This window comes from Lacisediminihabitans profunda (assembly GCF_008040105.1).
GTDB lineage: Bacteria > Actinomycetota > Actinomycetes > Actinomycetales > Microbacteriaceae > Lacisediminihabitans > Lacisediminihabitans profunda.
The window spans coordinates 118473-143188 of sequence record NZ_VRMG01000015.1; the positions used below are offsets into that span (position 1 = coordinate 118473).

General features: G+C 68.0%; 27 protein-coding genes. 9 read left to right on the top strand and 18 right to left on the bottom strand.

Annotated features, from left to right (window positions below):
- Positions 1–68: 68 nt before the first annotated feature.
- Positions 69–515: an Hsp20/alpha crystallin family protein gene (locus tag FVP33_RS17725; RefSeq protein WP_147785024.1), complete on the top strand. Its 447-nt coding sequence runs from the start codon at positions 69–71 to the stop codon at positions 513–515.
- Positions 516–692: 177 nt separating this feature from the next.
- On the opposite strand, the gene FVP33_RS17730 is transcribed toward FVP33_RS17725, so the two are convergent.
- The 6 genes from FVP33_RS17730 to FVP33_RS17755 all read right to left on the bottom strand — a co-directional run bounded on the left by FVP33_RS17730 (position 693) and on the right by FVP33_RS17755 (position 7875).
- Positions 693–2165, bottom strand: coding sequence for an NAD-dependent succinate-semialdehyde dehydrogenase (locus FVP33_RS17730; RefSeq protein WP_147785025.1), 1473 nt, complete (start codon positions 2163–2165; stop codon positions 693–695).
- Between the two features lie 41 nt (positions 2166–2206).
- Complete coding sequence (locus FVP33_RS17735) at positions 2207–2785, bottom strand: isochorismatase family protein (protein WP_147785026.1); 579 nt, start codon at positions 2783–2785, stop codon at positions 2207–2209.
- Between the two features lie 37 nt (positions 2786–2822).
- Positions 2823–4598: a D-alanyl-D-alanine carboxypeptidase/D-alanyl-D-alanine-endopeptidase gene (locus tag FVP33_RS17740; protein WP_147785027.1), complete on the bottom strand. Its 1776-nt coding sequence runs from the start codon at positions 4596–4598 to the stop codon at positions 2823–2825.
- 31 nt (positions 4599–4629) lie between these two features.
- Positions 4630–5613: a Gfo/Idh/MocA family protein gene (locus FVP33_RS17745; RefSeq protein WP_147785028.1), complete on the bottom strand. Its 984-nt coding sequence runs from the start codon at positions 5611–5613 to the stop codon at positions 4630–4632.
- Positions 5614–5656: 43 nt separating this feature from the next.
- Positions 5657–6553, bottom strand: a complete 897-nt coding sequence (locus tag FVP33_RS17750; protein WP_147785029.1) for a hypothetical protein — start codon at positions 6551–6553, stop codon at positions 5657–5659.
- Positions 6554–6768: 215 nt separating this feature from the next.
- The gene (locus FVP33_RS17755; protein WP_147785030.1) at positions 6769–7875 is read right to left on the bottom strand and encodes an ROK family transcriptional regulator; all 1107 of its coding nucleotides are present in this window, start codon (positions 7873–7875) and stop codon (positions 6769–6771) included.
- 103 nt (positions 7876–7978) lie between these two features.
- On the opposite strand from FVP33_RS17755, the gene FVP33_RS17760 reads away from it, so the two are divergent.
- On the top strand, positions 7979–9253 hold the full coding sequence (locus FVP33_RS17760; protein ID WP_222706785.1) for a DUF1479 domain-containing protein: 1275 nt from the start codon (positions 7979–7981) through the stop codon (positions 9251–9253).
- A gap of 16 nt (positions 9254–9269) precedes the next feature.
- On the opposite strand, the gene FVP33_RS19615 is transcribed toward FVP33_RS17760, so the two are convergent.
- Positions 9270–9407, bottom strand: coding sequence for a L,D-transpeptidase family protein (locus FVP33_RS19615; RefSeq protein WP_187270793.1), 138 nt, complete (start codon positions 9405–9407; stop codon positions 9270–9272).
- 106 nt (positions 9408–9513) lie between these two features.
- Between FVP33_RS19615 and FVP33_RS17765 the strand changes: the two genes are divergently transcribed.
- Positions 9514–9720, top strand: coding sequence for a dodecin (locus FVP33_RS17765; RefSeq protein WP_147785031.1), 207 nt, complete (start codon positions 9514–9516; stop codon positions 9718–9720).
- On the opposite strand, the gene FVP33_RS17770 is transcribed toward FVP33_RS17765, so the two are convergent.
- From FVP33_RS17770 to FVP33_RS17800, 7 genes are all read right to left on the bottom strand, one after another.
- On the bottom strand, positions 9707–10468 hold the full coding sequence (locus FVP33_RS17770) for an aquaporin (RefSeq protein WP_147785032.1): 762 nt from the start codon (positions 10466–10468) through the stop codon (positions 9707–9709). The two genes, FVP33_RS17765 and FVP33_RS17770, sit on opposite strands and share 14 nt — an antisense overlap.
- 2 nt (positions 10469–10470) lie before the next feature.
- Positions 10471–10881: an arsenate reductase ArsC gene (locus FVP33_RS17775; protein ID WP_147785033.1), complete on the bottom strand. Its 411-nt coding sequence runs from the start codon at positions 10879–10881 to the stop codon at positions 10471–10473.
- Between the two features lie 74 nt (positions 10882–10955).
- The gene (locus tag FVP33_RS17780) at positions 10956–11858 is read right to left on the bottom strand and encodes a metalloregulator ArsR/SmtB family transcription factor (RefSeq protein WP_147785034.1); all 903 of its coding nucleotides are present in this window, start codon (positions 11856–11858) and stop codon (positions 10956–10958) included.
- Positions 11859–12336: 478 nt separating this feature from the next.
- Positions 12337–13161 (bottom strand): NAD(P)H-binding protein, encoded by an 825-nt coding sequence (locus FVP33_RS17785; protein WP_147785035.1) that lies wholly within the window; start codon positions 13159–13161, stop codon positions 12337–12339.
- A 103-nt stretch (positions 13162–13264) separates the two neighbouring features.
- Positions 13265–14281: an SLAC1 family transporter gene (locus FVP33_RS17790; protein WP_147785036.1), complete on the bottom strand. Its 1017-nt coding sequence runs from the start codon at positions 14279–14281 to the stop codon at positions 13265–13267.
- A 194-nt stretch (positions 14282–14475) separates the two neighbouring features.
- The gene (locus tag FVP33_RS17795; protein ID WP_147785037.1) at positions 14476–15072 is read right to left on the bottom strand and encodes a CGNR zinc finger domain-containing protein; all 597 of its coding nucleotides are present in this window, start codon (positions 15070–15072) and stop codon (positions 14476–14478) included.
- Positions 15073–15146: 74 nt separating this feature from the next.
- Complete coding sequence (locus FVP33_RS17800) at positions 15147–15989, bottom strand: oxidoreductase (RefSeq protein ID WP_147785038.1); 843 nt, start codon at positions 15987–15989, stop codon at positions 15147–15149.
- Between the two features lie 119 nt (positions 15990–16108).
- Here FVP33_RS17800 and FVP33_RS17805 point away from each other — a divergent pair, with 119 nt between their 5' ends.
- From FVP33_RS17805 to FVP33_RS17815, 3 genes are all read left to right on the top strand, one after another.
- Complete coding sequence (locus FVP33_RS17805) at positions 16109–16672, top strand: TetR/AcrR family transcriptional regulator (protein WP_147785039.1); 564 nt, start codon at positions 16109–16111, stop codon at positions 16670–16672.
- Positions 16673–16945: 273 nt separating this feature from the next.
- Positions 16946–17863 (top strand): RNA polymerase sigma-70 factor, encoded by a 918-nt coding sequence (locus tag FVP33_RS17810; RefSeq protein ID WP_147785040.1) that lies wholly within the window; start codon positions 16946–16948, stop codon positions 17861–17863.
- 52 nt (positions 17864–17915) lie between these two features.
- The gene (locus FVP33_RS17815; protein ID WP_147785041.1) at positions 17916–18827 is read left to right on the top strand and encodes a sigma-70 family RNA polymerase sigma factor family protein; all 912 of its coding nucleotides are present in this window, start codon (positions 17916–17918) and stop codon (positions 18825–18827) included.
- 24 nt (positions 18828–18851) lie between these two features.
- Here the strand turns inward: FVP33_RS17815 and FVP33_RS17820 are convergent, their stop codons facing one another.
- From FVP33_RS17820 to FVP33_RS17830, 3 genes are read right to left on the bottom strand one after another with little or no spacing between them, the layout of a single operon-like run.
- A complete protein-coding gene (locus FVP33_RS17820; RefSeq protein ID WP_187270794.1) occupies positions 18852–19082 on the bottom strand; it encodes an N-acetyltransferase in 231 nt (76 codons plus the stop codon).
- A complete protein-coding gene (locus FVP33_RS17825) occupies positions 19079–20071 on the bottom strand; it encodes a type I glyceraldehyde-3-phosphate dehydrogenase (protein ID WP_147785043.1) in 993 nt (330 codons plus the stop codon). Before FVP33_RS17825 ends, FVP33_RS17820 begins: the two co-directional genes overlap by 4 nt.
- A gap of 39 nt (positions 20072–20110) precedes the next feature.
- Positions 20111–20875 (bottom strand): SDR family oxidoreductase, encoded by a 765-nt coding sequence (locus tag FVP33_RS17830; RefSeq protein ID WP_147785044.1) that lies wholly within the window; start codon positions 20873–20875, stop codon positions 20111–20113.
- Between the two features lie 278 nt (positions 20876–21153).
- On the opposite strand from FVP33_RS17830, the gene FVP33_RS17835 reads away from it, so the two are divergent.
- The 3 genes from FVP33_RS17835 to FVP33_RS17845 all read left to right on the top strand — a co-directional run bounded on the left by FVP33_RS17835 (position 21154) and on the right by FVP33_RS17845 (position 23593).
- On the top strand, positions 21154–21396 hold the full coding sequence (locus FVP33_RS17835) for an SHOCT domain-containing protein (protein ID WP_147785045.1): 243 nt from the start codon (positions 21154–21156) through the stop codon (positions 21394–21396).
- Positions 21397–21404: 8 nt separating this feature from the next.
- Positions 21405–22847, top strand: coding sequence for a multicopper oxidase family protein (locus FVP33_RS17840; protein ID WP_342779881.1), 1443 nt, complete (start codon positions 21405–21407; stop codon positions 22845–22847).
- Positions 22848–22936: 89 nt separating this feature from the next.
- Positions 22937–23593 (top strand): cation diffusion facilitator family transporter, encoded by a 657-nt coding sequence (locus tag FVP33_RS17845; RefSeq protein WP_147785047.1) that lies wholly within the window; start codon positions 22937–22939, stop codon positions 23591–23593.
- A 56-nt stretch (positions 23594–23649) separates the two neighbouring features.
- Here the strand turns inward: FVP33_RS17845 and FVP33_RS17850 are convergent, their stop codons facing one another.
- Positions 23650–24696 carry a DMT family transporter gene (locus FVP33_RS17850; protein WP_147785048.1) on the bottom strand — a complete coding sequence of 349 codons (1047 nt, stop codon included), beginning with the start codon at positions 24694–24696 and terminating at the stop codon, positions 23650–23652.
- Positions 24697–24716 lie beyond the last annotated feature (20 nt).

Genomic DNA, 24716 nt, shown 5'->3' on the forward strand with positions numbered 1-24716 from the left:
GGGCTAGCGTCGGAATCAGGGCGACGGCCCTCTCCGATCGGCCGCCGCGAAGAGAGAGGAAAAGAAAAATGGCTATGTTCTTCGACCCGTTCCGCGAATTGGATCGCATGAGCACGATGACCGAAGGGCGACGCGGTCCACGATTCGTGCCGATGGACCTCTATCGCGAGGGCGACCACTACATGCTCAACGCCGACGTGCCCGGGGTCGATCCCGGCTCGATCGACATCGATGTGGACGGTTCGGTGCTCACGATTCGCGCGGTTCGCACGCTCTCCACCGCCGAGAACGCCGAGTGGCTCACCCAGGAACGCCCGAGCGGCTCGTTTGTGCGCCAGTTGAGCCTCGGTGACGGCATCGATGCAGACAGCATTTCGGCGAGTTACCACAATGGGGTGCTCAGCGTGATGATCCCGGTGAGCCAGCGGATGAAGCCGCGCAAGGTGGCCATCACGGCCGGAGCCCCGGAGACGATCGCCGTCACCACGGGCAAGCCGGCCGCCGCAAAGAAGTAGCCGCGGCATCCGCCGAACCTTCCGAAATCCATGCAATCGGCGCCGACGCGCCGCTCAACATCGCCCCGGAACGGCGTGTTGAGCAGAAATGCATGGATTTCGGAACGGGAACGAACGGGTCGGGAGGGGACGGGCGGGGACGGGCGGGGACGGGAGCCGGCGAGGGCGGGGTGGGCGTCAGGCGAAGGGGTTGGGGGTGAGCACGTACTTGGTCTCCAGGTACTCGTGGATGCCCTCGGCCCCGCCCTCGCGGCCGAGGCCGGACTGCTTCACCCCGCCGAACGGGGCACTCGCGTTCGAGACGACGCCGGTGTTCAGCCCCATCATCCCGGTCTTGAGGCTCTCGATGAGGCGCTGGCCGCGCGCGAGGTCGCGCGTGAAGACGTAGCTCACCAGACCGTACTCGGTGTCGTTCGCCTTGGCGACGGCATCCGCCTCGTCGGTGAAGGTCGAGATGGCGAGCACCGGCCCGAAGATCTCCTCGCGCAGGATGTCGCTGCCCGCCAGGACTCCGGAGATCACGGTGGGTTCGTAGAAAGTGCCGTCGCTGTCGATGGCCGATCCGCCGGTGAGCAGGGTCGCGCCGCGCGTCACCGCGTCCCGAACGAGATCGGAGGCCTTGGCCACGGCCGCTTCGTTGATGAGCGGGCCGATGCCCACGCCGTCCTCGGTGCCGCGACCCACCGTCAGTTGTTTCACGCGCGCGGTGACCCGGGCGGCGAAGTCCTCGGCCACGGATTCATGCACGATGAATCGGTTGGCGGCGGTGCAGGCCTGGCCGATGTTGCGGAACTTGGCGATCATCGCGCCGTCGACCGCCTTCTCGATGTCGGCGTCTTCGAAGACGAGGAACGGCGCGTTGCCGCCGAGCTCCATCGAGGTGCGCAGCACGTTGTCCGCGGCCTGCTTGAGCAGCCGCACGCCGACGCCCGTGGAGCCGGTGAAGCTGAGCTTGCGCAGGCGCGGGTCGGCGATGATCGGCGCCGACACCTCCCCGGAGGTCGAGGTGGTGATCACGTTGAGCACGCCCTTGGGCAGTCCGGAGTCTTCGAGCAGCCTGGCGAAGTAGAGCGTGGTGAGCGGCGTCAGCTCGGCGGGCTTGACGACGGCGGTGCAGCCGGCGGCGAGCGCCGGGGCGATCTTGCGGGTGGCCATGGCGAGGGGAAAGTTCCAGGGCGTGATGAGGAACGACGGACCCACGGGCAGGTGCGTCACGATCGTGCGCCCGGTGCCCTCGGGGTTCACGCCGTAGCGACCGCTGATGCGCACCGCCTCCTCGCTGAACCAGCGCAGGAATTCCCCGCCGTAGGCGACCTCGCCGCGCGCCTCAGCGAGCGGCTTGCCCATCTCGATGGTCATCAGCAGGGCGAACTCATCCGCTCGCTCCTGAAGCAGGTCGAATGCCCCGCGCAGGATCTCCCCGCGCACCCGAGGTGCCGTGGCCGCCCAGGAGTCCTGCGCCGCGGCGGCGGCGTCCATGGCCCGCGCCCCATCCGCGACCGAGGCATCGGCGATGGTCCTGATGACCGCCCCGGTGGCCGGATCATGCACCTGGATGGCGCGGCCGGAGGTGGAGTCCACCCAGTCGCCGCCGATGAAAAGCTGATCGGGCACCTTTGCCAACAGCTCGGATTCTGACAGAGCACTCATGGAATCGAGTCTACTGATCCCCGCCGGTCGCCGAGTGCCCGTCAGGCCGGGTGAACCTCGGCGCCGGCCGCGGCGAGTTCCCTGAGTGCCGCGTCGCTCGAGGACGGGGCCACCCCGGCCACCAGGTCGGAGAGCACGGCCACGCGTCGTCCTGTGGCGAGCGCGTCGATGGCCGAGGCCCGCACGCAGTAGTCGGTGGCGATCCCGGCCACGTCGATGTCGTCGATGCCCAGGGCGGTGAGCAGCTCGGCGACCGTGCGGCCGTCTTCCGTGACGCCCTCGAAGATCGAGTAGGCGGGACGCCCCTGGCCCTTTCGCACCTGCACCGTGAGGAGACCGGTTTCCAGGTCCGGGTGGTACTCGGCGCCGGGGGTGCCGGCCACGCAGTGCACCGGCCAGGTGGACACGAAGTCCGGGGCCTCCGCGGTGGCGAAGTGACCGCCGTTGTCGTTGTCGGCGTCGTGCCAGTCCCGGGAGGCGATCACCTGGTCGTAGCGGCCCGGATGTTCGCGAAGGTAGCGTGTGATGCCCGCGGCGACCGCCGCCCCACCGTCGACACCGAGAGCGCCGCCCTCGGTGAAATCGTTCTGCACGTCGATGACGAAGAGCGCCCGGCTCATCGGCGCGCGCTGGTTTCTGTCATCACGGCTGGCCCGGTCAATTGTTGGAAAGGTTGTTGCCGCAGCTGAACACGGCGGTGGTGATGGTGTCGAGGGCCGGCTGCGTGCGGCTGTTGATCTTGCCGAGGGCGTAGAAGGCGAAGCTGAGGGTGGTTCCGTCGGCGGCGTGCACTATTCCGGCCAGGGCATATTCGGTCTTGATCCAGCCGGTCTTGGCGTTCACCGCTCCGCGGGCGATCGCGTTCGCTCCGGTGAATCGGCTGGCCAGGGTGCCCGTCTTGCCGGCGATCGGCAGGGCGTCGTAGATGATCTTGAGGTTCTGCTCGCCCGAGGCGACCTTGGCCATGAGTTGCGCGACGAAGGTGGCCGGAACCGCGTTGGAGTTGCTCTCCCCCGACCCGTCGATGATGGTCAGCCCGGTGGGCTGCAACCCGTAGCCCACGAGGGCGGCGGGGATCACGGTCTTGAGCGAGGCCGACGAGCCGTCGCCGCCACTCATCTTGGAGGTGACCCGCGCGATCATCTCGGCGAGCGTGTTATCCGAGATGGGAAGCAGGTAGGAGATGAGCGTCTTGAGCGGCTGGGACTTCACCTCGCCGAGGAGCTTGGTTCCGGCGGTCGCCGTGCCGGCCGTGACCGTGGCGGTCGCCGCCAGACCGAGCGCCGAGACGAAGGCCGCACCGGCGCGGCCCACCGGGTCGTTGCTGCGGGGGCTGTCCTGGGCCTTCGGGTCGGCACGGTCGCCGTCCACCATGAGCGCGGTGATCTCGGGCTGGTAACCCTCGGTCTGCTCGCTGCGCTCCCAGGTGGGGTCCCAGTTATCTGCCGGGTTCCACATGTTCGCGTCGAGGATCACGCTCGTGATGTCCACCCCGGCGTTCTTGGGGTCGGCCGCCCACTGGGCCTTCACCTGGTACGCCAGGTCGCTCAGCTTAGGCGCGCCCTTGTAGACACTCTCCTCGGCCGGCCCGAGGGCGCTCAGGGTGGGGTCGCCGCCGCCCACCAGCACGACACTGCCCGGGGTGCTTCCCTCGTAGACCTTGGTGGAGAACTGGTAGGCCGGCCCGAGCACGGCGAGCCCGGCCGCCGTGGTGAGGGTCTTCATCACGCTCGCGGTGCGCGCCGGGGTCGCCCCGGCCCGGTCGAAGAGCACCTCGCCGGTCGTCGCGTTGATCACGCTGCCCTGGAAGGTGAGCAGGTTGGGATCGGATGCCGCCTTGGCCACCGTACAGGTGCGCAGGTGGGTGGGGTCGGCGATCGCGCTCGGGGTCGGCCTGGCGGTCGGGGTCGGCGTCGGCGTCCTGGTCGGCACGACCATCGCGGCGGGCGTCGGCGAGCCGACGGCCGCTCCGGCGAAGAGCGCTCCGGTGCCGAGGAGTACGAAGGCCAGTCCGAGAGCGGAGAAGAGCCACGCGTTCGGATGCGTGCGAATGCTCGCGAAGACCCCGCCGAGCGCCGCGCTGGCCGCTGCCTTCACTCCCGGCCGGGGCGCGCCGGGAGAAGTCCCGGCGGAATCCGGGCCGGCTCCGCCTGTCGCGTGGGACCCCGGCGCGCTGTCGAATGCCGCGGGAATGTGGGCCGTGGCCGCGGCCACCGGGAGGAACGGGGTGGCGTCATCCGCCAGGCCCGGTTCGGTCGAGATCAGTTCCGTCGCGGGCGGCTCGTCCCCCACGGACGGCGGGGTGTCGGGCCGGACCGCACCGGGCAGGGCCGCATCCGCACGGACCGCGTCGGCAGCCTCGGCAGCCTCACGAGCGGCGCGCCGGCTCAGGTGCTGCTCTGGAGGCGACTGTGGGTCCTGGGGGTCACTCACGCCTCCATTCTAAACGGAGGCGCTTGTGCCCCTATTCGCCCGGGTAGACCACGCCGATCTGGCGCCGGATCTCATCGAGGGTCTCCATGATGCGCACGCTCTCCTCGGGCGGCAGGATCTCGCCGCTCGTGAGTCCGGCGCCGATGAGGCGCTCGGCCTCCCAAGCCTGGAACTGCATCCCCCGAGGCTCCACCGTCGTCTCGAATCGCTCGATCACGGTGCCGGCCGAGTCGAGCACGGTGAAGGTGGTCGGCGAGTACCAGACCGAATCGATCTCGATGCGCCCCTCCGTGCCGAGGATCACGGCCCGGTTCGGGCCGGCGGTGTCGAGCGCGCAGTGCAGCACGGCCTGCTGGCCATCGGCGTAGCCGAAGACGATCGCGGTCTGGCGGTCGACGCCCGTTGGCGTCTTCGCGGCGTTCGCGAAGACCGTGGACGGGGAACCGAACAGGTCGAAGGCGAACGAGACCGGGTAGATGCCGAGGTCGAGCAGGGCCCCGCCACCGAGCTCCGGGTTGTTGATGCGGTGCCGGGGGTCGGTCGGCAGGCTCTGGTTGTGGTCGGCGATGAGGGTGCGCACGTCACCGAGCGTGCCGGCGGCGATGATCTCCCGGATCCGCGCCATGTGCGGCAGGAATCTCGTCCACATCGCCTCGAGCACGACGAGGCCGGCGTCGGCACCCACTCGAACCACCTCGCGGGCCTCCGCGGCGTTGAGGGTGAACGCCTTCTCGATCAGCACGTGCTTGCCGGCGCGCAGGGCGAGGAGGGCGTTCTCGGCGTGGAACGGATGCGGGGTCGAGACGTAGACGATGTCCACGTTCGGGTCGGCCACGAGCGCCTCATAGCTCCCGTGGGCCACCGGAATGCCGAACTCGGCCGCGAAGGCGTCGGCGGAGTCCTGGCTGCGGGACCCGACGGCGGTCACGGCGAACCCATTGTTCACCAGATCGGCCGCCTGCAGGTGGGCGATGAACCCAGTGCCGAGGATGCCCCAGCGAATCGTGCCAGCCATGTCTTCCTTCCGACCGGGCGACCGCGCCCGCGCCACAAGGAATCTAGCAGCCACCCCAGCGGGCCGCGGCCCGCGTGAAGCTGTGCGGCTCGTTGGGGATTCCGCCGTGGGTCATCGCGAAGTAGATGCAGACGCCGCCGGTTCCGCCGGCGTAGCTCGGCTTGTAGAGGGACAGGCGGTGCGGCGCCGAGTCCCACCACTTCTGGGCGACCGTCGCGCCGGTGTTGCCGGTTCCGCCGGCGAGATTGCCGTCGCAGCCGACGCTCGGCACGCCGTCGCTGCGCACCGAGCCGAGGTGGCCCCAGGCGCTCATCGGGTCGGTGCTCGGGTCTTCCGCCATCCAGAACAGCCGTTGTTCCATGCAGCTGTCGTAACGGAAGTTGCCGGCCGGGATGGAGGGCAGGCAGTTCGCCGCCCGGATGGCGTTGTAGGCCGCGGAGAAGGACTGGATGTCGCCGGAGGTCGTGCCGGCGACCCCTCCGCCGGACGTCCGGCCGGGCGCGCTTCCGCCGCCTCCCGCGCTCCCGGGGCAGCCGGAGCCGGTTGCCACCGCCGCGGCGCGTCGCTCCGCGGTGCCGGAGGCAGCGGACGGGGTCGCGCGATGCCCGCTCACCGTCCTCGACGCCGGCGGGGCCGGCGGGGCCGGCGGGACGACGACGACGGGCACGGGCACGGGCTTCTGCCCGAGGTGCTCGGTGTCCGTCTTGAGGTAGTCGGCGGTGTGAGCGGCGCGGCTCACGATGGCGTCGATGCCGGGGACCGAGATCTGAACGGTGGCCCTGGCCGCGCGAGCGACAGGGGAAGCGAAGACGGGCACGCGGATCTCCGCGGCGGTGGCGGACGCGGCCGCGCCGAGCGCCGGTCCGCCGCCGCCGACGAACGGCAGCACGAGTGTGAGCACGGCCGTCACGAGTGTCGTGAGTAGTGCGAAGCGCTTCATTCCAGATTCCCCCGAACCCCCGAAAGGTGCGTACCCCTCAGCAGCACCTCCCTCAACGCTAGGCCCGCCCTCGCCCGGTCACAACCAATTCCGGGCATCAGGCCAGAGGAACACCCTCGAAATGGGGGCGTGTCGTTGCCGCCCGAAACCCTCAGTCCGGGGGCAGACCACACGTTGCGTCCCCCTTAAGGCGGACAGGTTTTGGGGCGAGGCGCCTAGAACCCGAAGCGCACCCTGGCGAGCCGATGAGCCTCGAAGGCGGCCCCCTCGAGCGGGGCGTGAGTGCTCACGATCACCTCGGGCGGGTCGAGCGCCAGGCCCGGGATGCGGCGCGCGAGGCCGTCGACCAGGCGCGCGCTGGCGGTGAGCGGGCCCCCGAGCACGACCGCGCGGGGGTTGACCAGAATCGTCGCGTTGACGATCGCGGTCGCCAACTCGTCGATGGCGCGCTCACCCGCCTCGCTCGGCGGAGTGCGGGAGAGAAGCCCGACCGCCGCCTCGAGATCGATGCCATAGGCATCCGCCGAGCCGAGGCCGAGCAGCGCGAGAGTCTGGGTGAGGTCCCGGCCCGTCGGGGTTCGAAGGTAGCCGATCTCGCCGGCGAGGCCGCGGGAGCCCCGCACGAGGGCACCGGAGGCGAAGACCCCTGCGCCGATGCCCGTCCCGAGATAGACATAGACGAAGTCTTCACAGGCGGTCATCGAGCCCAGATGACGTTCGGCGATCGTCGCCCAGTTCACGTCGTTGTCGACGATGGCCGGGCCTGTGGGGGCGAGGGCGAGTTCGCGCAGAGGGTTGAACTGGCCGGCCGGGAACGGGGAGTTGGGAAGCCGCACGGTATCGCCCGTCGAGCTGTCGACCGGCACGGCGACGGAGACCGCTGCGGAGATGAGCTCCGTGCGCGCGGCATCCGCGCTCGCCCGGATGAGCCGATTGGCGAGCGCGACGACGTCGTCGGTCGTGGCGGAGGGCGGCAGGGCCTCCGCGCGGTCGAAGAGCGTGTGGCCCGCGAGATCCCTGGCCCGCACCGAGACGCCGGTCGGCTGCAGCCCGAGCGCGAGGGAGTGACCGCGGCTCCCGTTGATCCGGTACAGAGTGGCGACTCCGCCGCGTCTCCCGCCGCGCACGCCGGCATCGACGATGAGTTCGCTTCGCTCGAGGCGCACGGCCGCGTCGGAGATGGCGGGTTTGGAGATTCCGGTCGCGGCGGCGATCTCGGCGCGAGACAACGGGTCACCCGAGTCGTCGAGCGCGCGCAGGAAGCACTGGTCGGTGTGGGCGGCGAGCGGGTTGAGGCGGGGCTGGTGGCCGTCGTCGGTCATGATCACCTTTTCAGTTCGCAGGCTTTACCAAATGCTACCCGGTGGCGTAGGATCGTCCCAACACTTCAGTAAGACCTCATTACTGAATAACCAGGGAGACATCATGAATGCAATGGAGCAGACGAGCTGGGCCACCCCGCCCGAGGACATCTCGACCGCCATCGTGGCGGTCAAGAAGAAGCTGCGCGCCCAGATCGGCGATGTGAACGCACTGTTCGCCCGGATCGAGGCCGCGCTCGAGATCGAGGTCGCCGACATCGTCGCGACGAAGGAACGCGGCGAAGACGTCTGGCCGGTGATCCAGTTCTCGGACATCGCCGCCGGCACCGTGTCGAAGCAGCAGCTCGACCTCATCCATCGTCGCGGCTGCGCCGTCGTTCGCGGGCAGGTGCCCGTGGAGACCGCCACCGCCTGGGACCGGTCCCTCGTCGACTACGTCGACAGCAACGACTTCGAGAAGAAATACCGTGGACCGGCGGACGACTTCTTCGGAACGCTCGCCGCCTCCAGGCCGGAGATCTACCCGATCTACTGGTCGGCCGCGCAGATGGAGGCACGCCAGCACGCCAACACGGCGACCGTGCAGAGCTTCCTCAACGCGCAGTGGAAGAACGAGTCGCAGGGCACCGTCTGGTTCGACCCGGACCAGGACTCGATGTATCCGGACCGCATCCGCCGCCGCCCGCCGGGGGTCACCTCCCAGGGCCTCGGCGCGCACACCGACTCGGGGTCGGTCGAGCGCTGGCTCACGCCCGCGTACCAGGAAGTCTTCTCCACCCTGTTCCACGGCGACTTCGACAGCTACGACCCGTGGGATGCCGCGCACCGCACCGAGGTCGACGAGTACCCGTCCTCCACGATGTGCAGCGTGTTCCGCAGTTTCCAGGGCTGGCTCGCGCTCTCCGAGATGCAGCACGACCAGGGAGTGCTGCACGTGGTTCCCGCGCCATCGGCCATGGCGTACCTGCTGATCCGGCCCCTGCTCGAGGACGTTCCGGAGGACTCGCTCTGCGGAGCCGCCCAGGGCAAGGCGCTCGGGGTGAATGAGCAGTGGCATCCGCTGCTCATGAAGGCCGTCTCGGGAATCCCCGACGTGCAGCCGGGTGACTCGGTCTGGTGGCACTCCGACCTCATCCACAGCGTCGCGCCGGTGACCGACCAGGAGGGCTGGGGCAACGTGATCTACATCCCCGCCGCGCCGATGTGCGAGAAGAACGCGCGCTACGCGGCCAATGTCGCGGAGCGGTTCCGCCTCGGCGAGAGCCCGACCGACTTCCCCCAGGAGGACTACGAGGTGGAGTGGCCCAACCGCTTCGCCGAGGCACAACTGAACGAGATCGGCGCTCGGGCGCTCGGCCTCAGGGGTGCCGTCCGCTGAATCGTGGGCCCACACGTCACGGGACGACGCGCACGGGGCTGCCGACGGCGATCTTCGCCAGTGCGATGTCGCCGGCGCTGTCGAGACGGATGCACGCGTGACTGACCGCCCCGTCGTGCACCGCCGCCCAGTGGATGCCGACGAGACCCTGCACTACAACCGGCCATGCCCGCCCCCGAACTGCGGACCTGGGGTTGTCGAGCGCCCTACCGCGGCCTATGGTCAGGGGCAACACCACCCACGCGACGAGTGAGGAAACCATGAGCGACAACACCTACCGAGTGATCGAAGTCGTCGGAACATCCCCGGACGGCATCGATGCGGCCATCCGAAACGGCATCGCCCGTGCGTCCGAGACGGTCCGTCACCTCGACTGGTTCGAGGTCATCGGCACCCGCGGCCACATCGAGGACGGCAAGATCGCCCACGTACAGGTCACGATGAAGGTCGGGTTCAAGCTCGAGTAGGGGCTCCGACTTCGGGATGGAACTCGGTCTGGTCGCGCGGGAAGAGTAGCCGCACACAGCCCCAGCCGATCGCGGCGCCGACAAGCTGCGCCGCGATGTAGCCGCCGGCAGAACCGGGAGCGATGCCGGCGAAGCTGTCGGTGACCATGCGGCCGATCGTGATCGCCGGGTTCGCGAAGCTTGCCGACGACGTGAAGAAGTACGCCGCTCCGATGTACGCGCCGACGGCGGGAGCGGCCAGGGCGGAACGTCCGGTGTGCGCGAGGGCGAAGATCACGAGGACGAGACCCGCGGTGGCGACGGCCTCGGCAAGAAGGTGCGGCGCGGACAGTCGCTCGGTCGTGCTCCAGGTCACGGCCGGTTCGCCGAACATCAGGTTGGCGAGCATCGCGCCGACGATGCATCCCACGACCTGCGACGGGATGTAGCGCACGACCTCTCCCCAACCACGATGACCGAGGAGCGCATCGACGAGGGAGACGACGGGGTTGAAGTGAGCCCCCGACAGCGGGGAGAACACCAGAATCAGAACGGCCAGGCCGAGCGCGGTGGCGAACGCGTTCTCGAGCAACTGCAGACCGGTGTCGTTCGGCGACAGCCGCTGGGCGGCGATCCCCGATCCCACCACGATCGCCGTCAGCAGTGTGCTGCCCAGGAACTCGCCCACCACGCGCCGCGCGGCGGATGCGGAAGCGGCCGGAGATCCGCCAACCCCGGGCGGGGAAAGGGTCTCGGCCCATTCACTCACGGTCAGCCCGCGACGGGCAGCAGTTCGGCGAGCAGGGCCTGAACCCGGGCCTTGATGTCGTCGCGGATCGGGCGAACCTCGTCGATCGACTTGCCCTTGGGGTCCGTCAACTCCCAGTCCTCGTAACGCTTGCCCGGGAAGATCGGGCACACGTCGCCGCAGCCCATGGTGATGACCACGTCCGAGTCCTTGACCTGCTCGGTCGTCATCAGCTGGGGCACGGCCTGGGAGATGTCGATGCCCTCCTCGGCCATCGCCTGGATCGCCATGGGATTGATCTGGTCACCGGGCTCGGACCCGCCGGATAGCACCTCGACGGCCCCGCCGGAGAGTGCGCGCAGGTAGCCGGCGGCCATCTGCGAGCGACCCGCGTTGTGGATGCACACGAACAGAACGGTGGGCTTCTCGGGCATGGGATTCCTTACTCTCGACGGCACTTCAAAGCATAGACCGAGATCTATGGGTCCGCGTTCGATCGAGAGGGAATTCAGACGGCGTTCACCGTGAGGGACTCGAGAAGAGCCCGCACCCGGGCCTCGATGTCGTCGCGGATTTCCCGCACTCGCCCTATCGGCAGGCCCACCGGGTCTGCGATCTCCCAGTCGAGGTATCGCCTCCCCGGGTAGACGGGGCAGGCATCCCCGCATCCCATCGTGATCACGACATCCGCCGCGCGCACCACCTCGTCGGTCAGCGGTTTGGGAAACTCGCCGCCGATCGACACCCCGATTTCATCCAGCGCGGTGATCACCACCGACCGGACGGCGCTGGCCGGCGCCGATCCCGCAGTGCGGACCCGTACGGCATCGCCGGCCAGCTGGCGCAGGATTGCGGCGGCCATCTGAGACCGGCCGGCATTCTGCACGCAGACGAACAACACCTCCGGAACATGATCGAGGGCGGCGGACTCGCTCCTCGACAGGGCAGAGAGCCGGTCCGAGGCGAACCGCGAGGTGAGCGAGGGGAGGTAGCGTGTGATCCGGGCGTTCTCGGCCAGGAGGGCGTAGCTTTCCCGCACGTACCGTTCGACGGTTTCCGGACCGAAGACGCCGGCAAACCGCCCGGAGAGATCCGCAGCAATGCGCTCGAGCACACCCTCGGCCATCGCCGTGGCGTGGGACCCGGTGAGCACCTCCGCCACGCGGTCCGCCTGGTCGGGCTGCATCGAGTACCACGCGACTCTGCCCTCGGGTGTTCGCTCCAGAAGGCCCTCCCCGACGAGCGCCTTGAGGTGATGGCTCACCGTGGGTTGGCGCAGCCGGAGCTCGGCGGCCAGCTCGCCCACCGAACGCCGCCCGGTCGGGCTGTCCATGATGAGCCCGAGGATGCGCGCCCGCGTCGGATCCGCGAGGAGTCTCAGCACCGCGGACGGGACCGAATCGGTATCCATAGATTGCAGTCTATGGGTCCGCGCATGATCTGGCTGTGCTGCCCAGGGACGTTGGTTATGTTTCCTGGCACGGGTGGCGCGGGACGGCAGGACGGGTTGTGCAGGACGGCTCCGCTGTCCACGGGTGCCCACCCCGCAGACTCCAGTTATGCAGGACGGGTTGTGCAGGACGCCTCGGGCGGATAGCGAGGACAATAGGTGCAGAACCGACGGGAGCGTCCTGCAGACCGGGACCGTTCGGGTCGCCACACCCCCGCCGTGTCCTGCACAAACTGTCTTGCCCACGCTGTCTTGCCCACGCTGTCTTGCCCACGCTGTCCTGCACAACCAGAGTCTGCGGGGTAGGCACCGCACCTCCGGCGCCCGTCCTGCAGAACCCGGCCCGACCGACGCGGGCGGCACAACGAGATGGTCCGCCCCAGGAACTCGAGCATCGACTCCCCCACCTCACCCCGCGTGGGTCTCCAGGAGGAAGTGCCTAGAGCGATTCGGTGAGGGAGGCGGCTTCTCGCCTGGCCCAGTCGGAGAACGAGGTCGCCGGTCGGCCCAGCACCCGCTCGACGCCGTCGCTGAGGTAGGCGTCTTCGCCGCGGCGAATTCCCCCGAGCATCGCCATCCGCCACGCGATGTAGCCCTCGGGAGTGTTCGCCTCGCGAAGACGCTCCTCGTGTCGAGTGGGGTGCTCGTCGACGAAGGTGAAACTGCGACCCGCGTGCCGACCCAGCACGGAGACGGCCTGGTCGAATCCGACCGCACTCGGACCGGAGATGTCGATGGTGTCTCGGGCATATCCCGGGTCGACCAGCACGGCGGCGGCCACCTCGGCGAGGTCTTCGATGTCGATGAACGGCTCGGCGCCATCCGCGACGGGGGCGTGCACCTCGCCGTCGACGGGCACGAACATCGCCTCGGTGAAGTTCTGGGCGAAGTGCGTTGGTCGAAGAATTGTCCAGTCGAGCGGACCGGCGCGCAGCGCCTCCTCGGCGAGCGCGACCGCTCCGCCCGGCAGGAATTCGACGCCTCGTGCGGAGAGGAACACCGCGCGCTGAACGCCCTCGGCCTCGGCCGCCTGGAGGAGCTCGGTCAGAAGGCCCGACCAGTCGGTCGCGCTACCGGGCCCGACCACGAAGATGCCGTCGATTCCGGCGAGCGCGGGTCGGTAGGTGGCGGTGTCACGCCAATCGAAGCGCACGTCGCCGCCGGTCCTGCTGGCGATACGAACGGTGTTGCCGGCCGTTCGCAGGATCTGGGCCAGTCGGCCTCCGACCTTGCCGGTGCCGCCGATGATGAGGTAACTGTTCATGGGTTCAACTTTCTAGTGATGACGCGTGGACGTGTGATCAGGAGATGGCGAGCCAGCAGCGCGGCGATGTCGATGATCATGGTGTGTCCCGCCTTCCTGTTGGTCAGTTCGATTGGGTGCTGAGGGCCGGGATCGGTTCCCGCTTCGCCCCCGCGTTTGCGGTCGCGAGTCGTGCGTGTCCCTGTCGGGAGCGGGCGAAGTAGAGCCGAATCGAGTTGATGCCGATAGCCCCGATCAGCACCGTGATGCCGGCCAGGATGGCGATCACCGGCGCCTGCCAGCCGAACGGCCGCACGAGATGCAGCCATTCGATCGCGTACCCGCTCACCGCCGCGAAGGGAAAGGTGAAGGACCAGAACCCGAGCGAGAAGCGCAGCGTGCGGTAGCGGGGAATGAGGAAGAGCTGCATGACAACCATGACCACGGTCAGGGCCGCGAGCGCGTATTCGACGGTTCCCGCGTGGCCGTCGATCGCGAACCAGGCCGTGCCGGCAACGGCCGGCGGGGCGACGATGATGGCAAGCGTCGGAGTCAGCGGTGCGGGCAACGCCGGTCGGGTAGCGAGTCGGGCGATCAAGGCGGCGAAGATCGCGACCCAGAAGAGGATGCCCACCGCGAACGCTCCGACGGCGAGTGCGGTCAGCCCCACGTCCGCGGCCGTCGCCGCCCCCACGAGGCCGGCGGCCACCGTGGGCAGGAAGTATCCCCCGTGCATCGCGTCCGCCTGGAGCGACCCGCTCGTCCAGAAGGCGAGCAGCCACCCCGCGAACAGAGCCGCCACGACTATCGATGCGACGACCAGAACGACACCCGCCACCGGAATCAGGCGGTACAGGGTGGCCCCCAACAACATCCCGACGGTCGGCACGAGAGCGGCGATCGGACCCTGCGCCGGGTGCCTCAGCTGGCCGACCAACGAGTCCGCGCTGCGGGCACCGCGCACCGCGTGCGCGACGATCATCCACACCCACGCGATAGCCGCCAGCACCCACAGGGCGTCAGCGATCCCGCCGGGCCACTCGAGATCGGCACTCGCCCCGGTCCACACCGCCGCCAGGCCGGAGAGACCGAAGGGAATCGCGAGGGTGTTCAGGGGGATGCGGGTCCCGGTTGTCGTCATCGCACCACGCTAATGCTTTATTGTAAATAAATCCATTAGCTCGTCTCGTGCAGAACATGGACGTGCACGGTGCGGTCCTCGGCACGAGTGCTCCATCTCGGGCCGAGTCGGGCGCCGGCGACGTGCTCGGGCGCCACCGCGCGGCTGGGCGTCGCTCGCCGGACGCGATCGACGCGGCATGCGCTGTCGCACCGCTAGGCCGAGACGGCCGCCCGAGCGTGCCGCGCGACGCGTTCCCGGTTGCCGCAGCCTTCCGGGGTGCACCACCGGCGCTTGGCGTTCAGCGCCACGAAGAACATGCTGCACGTGGGCGAGGCGCATCGCCTCAGGCGATCCGCGCTGGATCCGGTCAACACCGTGATGGCAGAGCGCGCGGCGACCGCCAGTGACAGGGCGCCGGGCGTTTCTGCTATCCACCGCACGCGAGACTCGGTGGTGGCCCCGTTCGTCGAGAGTTCCGGCCGAGCGACCGCGGAGGCGACCGATTCATTCACGAGGCGGAGCGCTTCCTCGTCAAACGGGGCACCGTCGACCTTGGCATCGAACAGCCTTCGGATGGCGCCGCGGAGTCGCTGGGTCGACTCGAGGTCTGGCACTCCAGCGCCCTCGGGGAGTTGGCTCTCTTCCAGCCGCCAGAACACCTCGTGGCGCCGGGCGTCTCCAATCAGGTCCAGCGGAGGCTCGACCGCCGTCTTGATGGTGTCGGCGAGATCGACGGCCAACGGCTCTCCGGCCACCACCAGGCCGGCCGCACGAGCGGCTTCCTTGGGAACGATGGACGGCGCGCGCATGCCCACAGTCTACTCGCATATAACGGATAGCTAGCTTATTGTGCATTAGTTTCTCGACGTCGCGCCGACGATTCCTAGGTGTACTGTCCAGGAAAGTCGGCCGAGGCACTCACGCTCGCCCACTTCTCGGTCTCCGCGGCTCGGGCATCCGCCGCGGCGCGGATCAGGCTCACCGCTCCGGCGCCGAGCACGAGGCGGAGGGGCAGATCGTCGCCGTTGACCGTGTCGACGATCACGTTCGCCGCCCGCGCGGGATCTCCCGGCTGATTACTCGCGTTCGAGGCGCGGTACGCGTTCAGGGCGCCCACGGTCTCCTCGTAATCCGCTCCTACAGGGTGGAGCTGCATGGAAGAGCCCTGCCAGTCGGTTCTGAACGCTCCGGGCTCGACGATCATCACTCTGACTCCGAAGGGGCGCACCTCATTGGCCAGCACCTCGGAGAAGCCCTCGACGGCGAACTTCGCCGTCTGGTATGCCCCCATGCCGGGAGTGCCGCCCACCCGGCCGCCTACCGAGGAGAACTGCACGATAGTACCGGAGCGCTGCGCTCGCATCACTGGCAGTGCGGCCCGCGTCACGTTGACCGTGCCGAACAGGTTCGTCTCCACCTGGCCACGGAAGTCGGCGTCCGTCATCTCTTCGATCGGCGCGCTGTTCGCATAGCCGGCGTTGTTCACGACGACGTCGAGAGATCCGAATTGCTCCACAGCGAACCTCACCGCCGCCTTCGCCGAGTTGTCGTCGGTGACGTCGAGGGCGAAGGTGCGCACGCTCGAGCCGTGGGCCTCGACCAGGGGAGCGAGTTCCTCGGGGCGGCGTGCGGTAGCGACGAGGCGATCGCCGCTGGCGAGAACCGCGCGACTCAACTCCGCCCCGAACCCTCGCGAACTGCCCGTAATGAGCCACGTCTTCGTCATCGGATGCTTCCCTTCGATCCATGCCACGAAGCAACTAAACGGTTATTCGTGGCTGTCGACAATGCAACACCCTCTTAGATGAGCTTGTCAACTAAAAAGTTAGTTGTAAAATCGGGAACATGATCCGAGACGCCGAGCGCACGAAGAAGCTACTGCTGAAGGCCGCCACGGACGAGTTCGCCGCCTACGGCATCGCCGGCGCCCGAATCGATCGCATTGCGGCCAGCGCCGGTGTCAACAAGGCGATGATCTACAGCTACTTCGAGAGCAAGGACAACCTGTTCGACACGGTCTTCAACGCCATGACGAGCGCGTCGCTCGAGCAGGTGGTCTTCGACGTCGCTGACCTTCCCGGCTACGCCGGTCGCTTGTTCGACTCATTCGAGGACAATCCGGACACGGTCCGGCTCACGACCTGGTACCAGTTGGAGAGGCCGCACGGGACTCCACTGCACGCCGTCGTTGCATCCAACGCGGCCAAGCTCCACGAGCTGCGCGGCGCGATTGCCGCCGGCACTCTCCCCGACCGCTTCGAACCCGTGGAGTTCCTCGCCCTCGTTCGCGCGGTCGTGCTGTCCTGGTCGACGACGGTTCCCGAACTGGGTCCCGCCGTGCCGAAGGACAGGGCTCGGCGGCGCGCGGTCATCGTCGACGCCGTGCGGCGGCTCATCGCCTTCGACTGAAACAAAAGAGGGGCCCGACGCCTGGCGAGCCTCGGCTCGAGCGGTTGCCCAGCGCCTACACGTACTGCGCCTCGCCCGACTCGAAGGGCCACAGTTCGACGACGATTATCATGTCGATCCATTCGTAGCGCGCAGCCCGGCGAGCAGCGTCTTTCACCTTAAGACAGGAAGCGGCACGAGTTTGTGACACCCGGTCACATCTCGATGAGCCACCCGGTCATAGTTAGAAAGCGGACCGACGCCTTCGGTCCCGTCGGCTCAGGAGGAACGCCCATGCCGCAGAATCTCGACCAGGGAAGCACCAACCGCGAAGACGACGTCGACATCGACGACGCGGTCGCCGTGTTCGCCTCCGTTCGGCGACGCCTCTTCGGTATCGCCTATCGCATGCTCGGCACATCGTCGGACGCCGATGACATCGTTCAGGATGTCTGGGTGCGGTGGCAGACCTGTGACCGGAGCCTGGTTCTCGACCCGCCAGCGTTTCTCGCAACGGCGACCACGCGCCTGGCGATCAACGTTCTCCAGTCCGCGCACTCCCGGCGCGAGACGTACATCGGCCCCTGGCTCCCGGAACCGGTCAACACCAGCGACGACCCCGCGCTCGGCGCCGAGCGCGGTGAAGCGCTCGGGTTCGCGATGCTCCTCCTCTTGGAGAAGCTGACGCCCACCGAGCGCGCCGCCTACATCCTGCGTGAAGCCTTCGACTACCCGTACGAGCAGATCGCGCAGATCGTGCAGCTCAAAGAACCCGCAACACGACAGCTCGTGAGCCGTGCGAGAAAGAAGCTGACGACCGAGCGCCGGGTGCCCGTCGAATCCACCGAGCAACGTCGCCTGCTCGCCGCGTTTCTTCAAGCCGCCCAGCAGGGTGACGTCACGACGCTCGAGGAGCTGTTCGCCTCAGACGTGGTCAGCTACTCCGACGGCAATGGCGTAAGATTCGCCGCCAGGATTCCGGTCCACGGACGCAGCCGCGTGGCGAAGTTCATCGCTGCCTTCTCGACCCACTTCTGGACCGGCAAGACCATCGACTGGGTCGAACTGAACGGTCAGCAGGCCGTGACGCTGACGGAAGACGGCACGGTGACAACCGCGCTCACGATGACGGTCGGTGATGACGGAATCCAGCAGCTGATGTGGATCATGAATCCCGACAAACTCGGTCACGTCGCGTCCGCACGCGCGTGAACAGCCGTGTTGGCCCAGATCCCGCCATTGGCGAACGACGAAGGTGGAACAGGTGTCGCCTGTGGACCCCGTGAACCCGAAGTCCGAGGACGACCTCTCCAGTGAGCGCCCCCGGCTGCACGACATCGCCTTCCGCATGCTGGGCTCCTCCTTGGAAGCCGAACGCGCCGTCGACCAGACAGTCGCCCGATGGCGCCGGGCGCAGAAGGCCGACCCGCACGCGATCGCCGCACGGCGCGATCTGCTGACGGAGATCCTCGCGCGCACCTGTGTCGATATCTTGAGACAGGCCCGGGACGGCCATGACCGCTACCTCGGTGGCTGGCTCCCTGAGCCCATCCCCCACCCGCGCGCCGAGACCCGGCAAATCCTCGCCGATCCGGTCGACCGGATCTCGCTTGACGAGTCATTGAACATGCTTCTGCTTGTCGTGCTCGAATCGCTCACTCCCGAACAACGCGTCGCGTTCATCCTGCACGACGTGTTCGGTGTGCCCTTCTGGGGCATCGCCGATGTCGTCGGCCGCTCTCCCGATGACGCTCGTGAGCTCGCGCGCTCCGCTCGTCGTCAGATCCAGCAACGGAGGAAGCACGAGGTACCCCAAGAACACCACCGCAGCATTGTCATGGAACTCCTCGGCGGCTGCACGGCGAGAGCCGAAGACCGCGTGCGGGCGATTCTCCACCCGGACATCACCGTGCTCATCGACAACGGGGGGAGGGTGAACTCCGCTCCTTCGCCGGTCCGGGGCGTGGACGAGGCCGCGCGGCTCCTCATCGGCGTCGTCACCGGAGTTCCCGGTATGACCGTCTCCGAGCAGTCGGTCAACGGCCAGACCGGACTCGTCTTCCGGCAGGCATCTCGGGTGGTCGGCGTGCTGAGCGTGAACATCAAGGCCGACAATATCGTCGACACCTGGATCGTTCTCAACCCCGACAAGCTCCGCGCCTGGAACACGGACTGACGCAGGCTCGAACGCTCCTGCCGGTCAGCTTGGGCGCGCCGGATCGACCAGGTCCGTGTACTCCCGATGTTCGCCTATGAACGCTGCGACGACCGGACACTGCACGATGATCCTGAGGCCACCTTCGCGAATGTCGTCCAGGGCGTGGGCGATGAGACCCGCGGCGATCCCCCACCCTCGGAATCGTGATCGCGGAACATTGCGCTCCTCCTTCTGCGGGACGGGTGCCTCCGCGTGGGTCGCCGAGCCCGTCACGATGCCAGACGAACCGCTGTCTCAGCCAGACGCATGGAGAACCCGGCCTCATTGTCGTACCACGCGGCCACGGAAATCAGTCCATTGAATGACTGGGTCAGCGGGAGGTCGACGATCGAGGAGTGAGGGTCACCGACCACGCGGGCCGACGTCCACTCGTCCTCGAAGGTGTCGAGGATGCCCTTCAGCGGGCCGGCGGTCGCGGCGCTGCGGAACAGGTCCCTGAGCGACTCGGTTGAGATCTCTCGCTCCGGAACCGCGTTCAGTTCCACGATGCTTCCGGTGCGCACCGGCACGCGATACGCCTTCCCCGTGATCTTCAAATCCGGCCAGATGAACCCGAGCGCCTTGGCGGCTCCTGAGGAGGAGGGGATGATGTTCTCGGCACCTGCCCAGGAATCCCGTCGGCTCTTCATCGGCTGATCGGTCAGCGACTGCGTGTTCGTGTACGCGTGCACCGTCGAGAACACTCCGTGTCTGATGCCCGTCGACTCGAGAAGCACCTTGACCACCGCAGCGAGAGCATTCGTCGTGCAACTCGCCATGCTGATGATCTTGTGGGCCTCCGCGTCGAAGTCATCGAGGTTGATGCCCGGGAGCAGGACGGCGTCGCAGTCGTCGGCCGTCGCGCTCGGTCCGCTCACGAGCACCCGCTTCGCGCCGTTCTCGAGATGGAGGCGCGCCACCTCGCGGGTGACCGCTCGGCCGCTGCAGTCGACGACGAGGTCGACCCCCAACTCGCCCCACTGGGGAAGCGATTCGCGCGAGTTCAGATAGGTGATCCTCCTGCCGTCGACGGAGATCGATCCCTCGTCGGAGGTGACCCCGGGCCAGCGGCCGTAGTTGGTGTCCACCTCGAGCAGGGCCGCGAGGGTGCCGGCGGGCGCAATGTCGCACACGACTTTCGGCACGAAGAGGTCGTTGCGCACTGCGCTCCGCAGCAATTGGCGCCCGATGCGCCCGAGTCCGTAAATCGCGATCGAGTCCATTTCCCATTCCTTTCGCCGGGAGTGAAGCTTCAGCCAGGTCTACTTGACGACCACCGGTGCCGCGCTCGCCAGCCACTCCTCGAAGCGGGTGGCGAAGATCACCGCGTCGGCGCCCGGCAGCAGCATACGCTCGTCCAGTTTCTGACCGAAATAGGTGGATTCGGCATCGGTGAGCACGGTACGCGGGTCGCCAGCGAAGCCGAGGCCGGCACGGATGAGGTCATCGAGTCCGAACTGCTCGGGTCCCGCAACCTCGATGGTGGCATTGAGCGGCTCGCCGACGGTGGTTCGGGCGACCGCGGTGGCGACGTCCTCGGCCGCGATCGGCTGGATGAGTGCGTGCGAAAGACGCACCTCGTCACCAACAGTCGCGGTCGCGGCGATGCTCGTCACGAACTCGAAGAACTGGGTCGCGTGAATGAGCGAGTATGGGATGCCGCTTGCCTTGATGAGGTTCTCCTGGGCGACCTTCGCACGCTGGTAGCCGCTGTCCGTCATCCGCTCCGCACCGACGACGGAGAGCGCCACATAGTGGCCGATGCCGGCCTCCTTCGCTGCGGCGATGATGTTGGCGGTCGCGGTGGTGAAGAATCTCATCACGTCGTCGTCGGCGAACGAGGGTGAGTTCGACACGTCGAGCACGGTGTCCGCACCGACGAGAACGTCGGCCAGCCCCTCGCCGGTCAGGGTGTTCACGCCGGTGTTCGGCGAAGCGGCGATGGCTTCGTGGCCGTGGGCGGAGAGCTTGGCGACGACCTTGGACCCGATGAGGCCCGTGCCCCCGATGATGACGATCTTGGACATGAGTGAACCTTCCCTGTGCGCGGCGCGGGGAGTTCCGCTGCCGTCACAGAGCTATGACCGGATAGCGTGCCCTCGTGTGACGGTCAGCACCCACGGCGCGGGCGACACGGTGCCACCGGTCGGGCGCAGAGCGGGCGCCGTCCCTCATCCACATTGCGTATCCCCCCCACGAAGATCGCCGGGACTTACGGCCCCATGACTGTGCGGGCGAGTGGGAACACTGGGAGGGGCAGGATCCGTCAGGACTCCGCGGAATACACGGGCAGCGAGGCGACAAGATGATGTGGGGCTACGGCATGAGCGGTTGGGCCTGGGGCTTCGGCGTGCTGGTGGTGATCGGAGTGGTGATCCTCGTGATCGTGCTCGTCCGGATGCTCGCCACCCCCCGACCGACCCCGCCACCGACGCTTCCGGGCGCGGCGCCATCGCCGAAGCAGATCCTGGATGAGCGCTACGCCAGGGGCGAGCTGACGACCGAGGAGTATCGGGAGCGGCTCGCCGCGCTCGGGCTCGGCTCCTGATGCAGCCGATGAGCCGCCGTACCGCCCTCACGCTGGGCGGCGTCGGTGCCGCTCTCGTTCTTGCGGGGGGCGCCGGGTTGGTCTGGGACGTCTCCACGAACTCCGGCTCGCCCCCACCCTCGCCCCGCGGGAGGGAGCTAGCCCAACCCCGGATCATTCGCAGCGCCAACGGCACACTCGACGTGACGCTCATCGCGAGCCCCTCCCCGGTCGTCATCGGCGGCACGTCTGTCACTGCCCTGGCCTACAACGGATCGCTCCCGGGGCCGACACTCCTGGTGCGTCCAGGAGACACACTGACGGTGACGCTCACGAACCGGCTGAACGATCCGACGAACCTGCACACTCACGGGCTCCACGTGTCGCCGGCCGGTTCGAGCGACAACGTGTTCCGCCGCATCGACCCTGGCACGACGGCCGAGTACCGCTACGAGATCCCGACTGACCATCCTCCCGGGCTCTTCTGGTATCACCCCCACCACCACGGGATGGCCGCCCAACAGGTGTTCGGTGGGCTCTACGGCGCGATCATCGTGGAGGATCCCGCTCCGATTCCGGCGACGACCGAGCGAGTCCTCATCGTGTCGGACCTGACGTTCGACGCGTCCGGGACCATCGCGGCGGCCTCGCAAATGGACCGGATGCGCGGACGCGAGGGCACCACCGTGCTGCTGAACGGTCAGGTCGGCGCGACGATGACCGCGCATCCTGGGGACCAAGAACGCTGGCGGATCGTCAACGCCTGCACCTCCCGCTACCTCGACCTGCGGCTCGACGGTCAATCGATGCGGCTCCTGGGCAACGACTCCGGCCGGTTCGCCACGCCCCGCCCGGTGGACTCCCTGACGCTGTCGCCCGGCAACCGAGCCGACGTTCTCGTCACCATGGCCGCTGGCACCTCGGTGCTGCAGACGCGGCCCGTAGATCGAGGGACCCCAGCCGGCATGATGGGAAACCCCTCGTCCGGTGACTCGGTGAGACTCGCGACTCTGCGCGTCTCCGGCGCCGCGGCGGCCTCGTTGCCGAGCCCGCCCGGGGCCACGCCGCGGGAGCTCCGTTCCGAGCCGCTCACCGGCAGGAGGACGCTCACCCTCGCCATGGGTGGAGCCGGGATGGGCGGATCGATGATGCGTTTCACCATCGACGGTCGCGACTTCGATGCCGCCCGCGTCGACCAGACCGTCGCCGCCGGCGCGATCGAGGAGTGGACCATCGTCAACACGAGCCCGATGGATCACCCCTTCCACCTCCACGTCTGGCCCATGCAGGTCATCGAGACGGGCGGCCAGTCCTTCGCGACACCGACCTGGCAGGACGTCGTGAACGTGCCGGCCCGCAGCCAATCGCGGGTTCGCATCGCCTTCGAGGACTTCACCGGCACCGCCGTCTATCACTGCCACATCCTCGACCATGAGGACAACGGCATGATGGGCGTCATCTCCGTGGTGTGACGGTGGTGGCCTCCACCGCCGCCCGGACGCTCGATCGCGAGCACGGTCGACCTGTGCGGCGCCCGAGGGACGAAGGCTCGGACTAGCCGATGAACCCGGCCCGAACGGAACAGCTCAACCGACACGCCCTTCGGCTTGCCGGTTTCACGGTGGCCTACAACGTGCTGGAGGGCATCGTCGCCATCGCCGCCGGCATCACGGCCGGCCTGGTCTCCCTCATCGGATTCGGTTTCGACTCCGGCATCGAATCCGCGACCGCGATACTCGTCGGGCTCCGTCTCGCTGCCCGTCTGCGGCACGGCGAACGGGACGAGGCGAAGGAGCGCCGAGCTCTCAAATTCGTCTCCGTCACCTTCTTCGTCCTCGCCGCCTATGTCGTCGCCATCGGCATTCGCGACCTGGTGCTGCGGGAACAGCCGAACCCCTCTCCGGTCGGGATCGGGCTCCTCGTCGCGTCGGTCGTCGTCATGCCGATCCTGGCCGCGATGAAGAAACGCGTGGGCACCACGCTGGGCGACAGCCTCGTCCTGGCCGATGCGGCAGAGACTCGAATCTGCGTCCTGCTGAGCATTTCCACCTTGCTCGGACTCGTCCTCTTCGCCCTCACGGGGGCGGCCTGGATCGATCCCGTCGCCGGTTTCGTGATCGCCGTCTTCGCCATCAACGAAGGTCGCGAAGCCTGGCACGGGGAACTCGAAGAAGACGACCACCACACCCGCCGCGAACACGAGACCAGCGGGCAGTGACCGGCTGGACACCGCCCGCGAGGAGCGCTTCTCGGAGACCGCGCGTCGAGACGGCTCTAGTGGTCGTGCCGATGGTGCGAGTCGGGGTAGTGCTCATGGGTGTGAGTGATCGGCTCGTGAGCGTGCTCGTGCTTGTGCCGCTCGCCCGGCGCAACCACTCCCTCGTGTTCGTGCTGGTGGTGCTCGTCGTGAGTGTGCCAGTGATCGTGCGTGACAGCGTCGTGGGTGTGCTCGTGCTCGTGGCGTTCCGTGAGATGCAGCCACACGCCGAAGGCCATGAGGACCCCCGCGACCACGATCGGGATCGACACACTCGCGCCGAGGGCGATGGCGAGCACGGCGCCGAAGAACGGGGCTATCGAGAAATAGGCCCCGGCCCGCGCCGTGCCGACGAACCTCATGGCCACGATGAAGAGAACCAGGCTCACACCGTAGGCGAAGAACCCGACCACCATCGCGGCGGCGGTGGTGAAGGCGGGTGGCACCTGCGCACCGAGGGCAAAGGCGATCACCAGGTTCACCGGGCCCGCGACTCCCCCCTTGACCGCGGCGAGCCAGGTCGCATCGTTCAGGGCGATCTTGCGAGTCAGATTGTTGTCGATGCCCCAGCTGAGGCACGCGCCGAGGATCGCCAACGACGGCCACACGGTGCCGAGGTCTGCCCCGGTCGGGATGCTGAGCACCACCGCCCCCGCCACGATCGCGGCCATGCCGAGAGCAATTCGACGGTCGAAGTTCTCTTTGAACACGAACCACGCCAGAAGGGCCGTAAACACGCCCTCCGCGTTCAGAAGGAGCGATGCTCCCGTCGCGGGCATGCCCGACAGGCCGAACATGAGCAACACCGGGCCGAGGATGCCTCCGAAGCCCACCGCGCCCACCAAGGGCAGGAGTTCACCTCGCGGGAGACGCACACGAGGTGAGCGCCGAATGATTCTCACCAGCCCGAGTCCGAGACCGGAACCGGCGTAGAGCAGACCGGCGAGCATCCACGGGCTGACGGACCCGAGAAGGATCTTCGCCAGCGGCGTGCCCGCCCCGAAGAGGATCGCGGCGGCAAGACCCGCCTGCACGCCCGGGCTCCGAAGACTCGTGAGTTTCATGTCCCCATTGGATCACGAGG

Bases quoted from the DNA above. Each gene is read 5' to 3' on its own strand.
- FVP33_RS17745 (WP_147785028.1), bottom strand. From the start codon at position 5,613: ATGGCTGGCACGATTCGCTGGGGCATCCTCGGCACTGGGTTCATCGCC.
- FVP33_RS17850 (WP_147785048.1), bottom strand. From the start codon at position 24,696: ATGAAACTCACGAGTCTTCGGAGCCCGGGCGTGCAGGCGGGTCTTGCC.
- FVP33_RS17810 (WP_147785040.1), top strand. From the start codon at position 16,946: ATGCCGCAGAATCTCGACCAGGGAAGCACCAACCGCGAAGACGACGTC.
- FVP33_RS17785 (WP_147785035.1), bottom strand. From the start codon at position 13,161: ATGAACAGTTACCTCATCATCGGCGGCACCGGCAAGGTCGGAGGCCGA.
- FVP33_RS17725 (WP_147785024.1), top strand. From the start codon at position 69: ATGGCTATGTTCTTCGACCCGTTCCGCGAATTGGATCGCATGAGCACG.
- FVP33_RS17830 (WP_147785044.1), bottom strand. From the start codon at position 20,875: ATGTCCAAGATCGTCATCATCGGGGGCACGGGCCTCATCGGGTCCAAG.
- FVP33_RS17840 (WP_342779881.1), top strand. From the start codon at position 21,405: ATGAGCCGCCGTACCGCCCTCACGCTGGGCGGCGTCGGTGCCGCTCTC.
- FVP33_RS17795 (WP_147785037.1), bottom strand. From the start codon at position 15,072: ATGCGCGCGCCGTCCATCGTTCCCAAGGAAGCCGCTCGTGCGGCCGGC.
- FVP33_RS17775 (WP_147785033.1), bottom strand. From the start codon at position 10,881: ATGCCCGAGAAGCCCACCGTTCTGTTCGTGTGCATCCACAACGCGGGT.
- FVP33_RS17755 (WP_147785030.1), bottom strand. From the start codon at position 7,875: ATGACCGACGACGGCCACCAGCCCCGCCTCAACCCGCTCGCCGCCCAC.
- FVP33_RS17825 (WP_147785043.1), bottom strand. From the start codon at position 20,071: ATGGACTCGATCGCGATTTACGGACTCGGGCGCATCGGGCGCCAATTG.
- FVP33_RS17760 (WP_222706785.1), top strand. From the start codon at position 7,979: ATGAATGCAATGGAGCAGACGAGCTGGGCCACCCCGCCCGAGGACATC.
- FVP33_RS17790 (WP_147785036.1), bottom strand. From the start codon at position 14,281: ATGACGACAACCGGGACCCGCATCCCCCTGAACACCCTCGCGATTCCC.
- FVP33_RS17780 (WP_147785034.1), bottom strand. From the start codon at position 11,858: ATGGATACCGATTCGGTCCCGTCCGCGGTGCTGAGACTCCTCGCGGAT.
- FVP33_RS17730 (WP_147785025.1), bottom strand. From the start codon at position 2,165: ATGAGTGCTCTGTCAGAATCCGAGCTGTTGGCAAAGGTGCCCGATCAG.
- FVP33_RS17750 (WP_147785029.1), bottom strand. From the start codon at position 6,553: ATGAAGCGCTTCGCACTACTCACGACACTCGTGACGGCCGTGCTCACA.
- FVP33_RS17800 (WP_147785038.1), bottom strand. From the start codon at position 15,989: ATGACGAAGACGTGGCTCATTACGGGCAGTTCGCGAGGGTTCGGGGCG.
- FVP33_RS17735 (WP_147785026.1), bottom strand. From the start codon at position 2,785: ATGAGCCGGGCGCTCTTCGTCATCGACGTGCAGAACGATTTCACCGAG.
- FVP33_RS17805 (WP_147785039.1), top strand. From the start codon at position 16,109: ATGATCCGAGACGCCGAGCGCACGAAGAAGCTACTGCTGAAGGCCGCC.
- FVP33_RS17845 (WP_147785047.1), top strand. From the start codon at position 22,937: ATGAACCCGGCCCGAACGGAACAGCTCAACCGACACGCCCTTCGGCTT.
- FVP33_RS17835 (WP_147785045.1), top strand. From the start codon at position 21,154: ATGATGTGGGGCTACGGCATGAGCGGTTGGGCCTGGGGCTTCGGCGTG.
- FVP33_RS17765 (WP_147785031.1), top strand. From the start codon at position 9,514: ATGAGCGACAACACCTACCGAGTGATCGAAGTCGTCGGAACATCCCCG.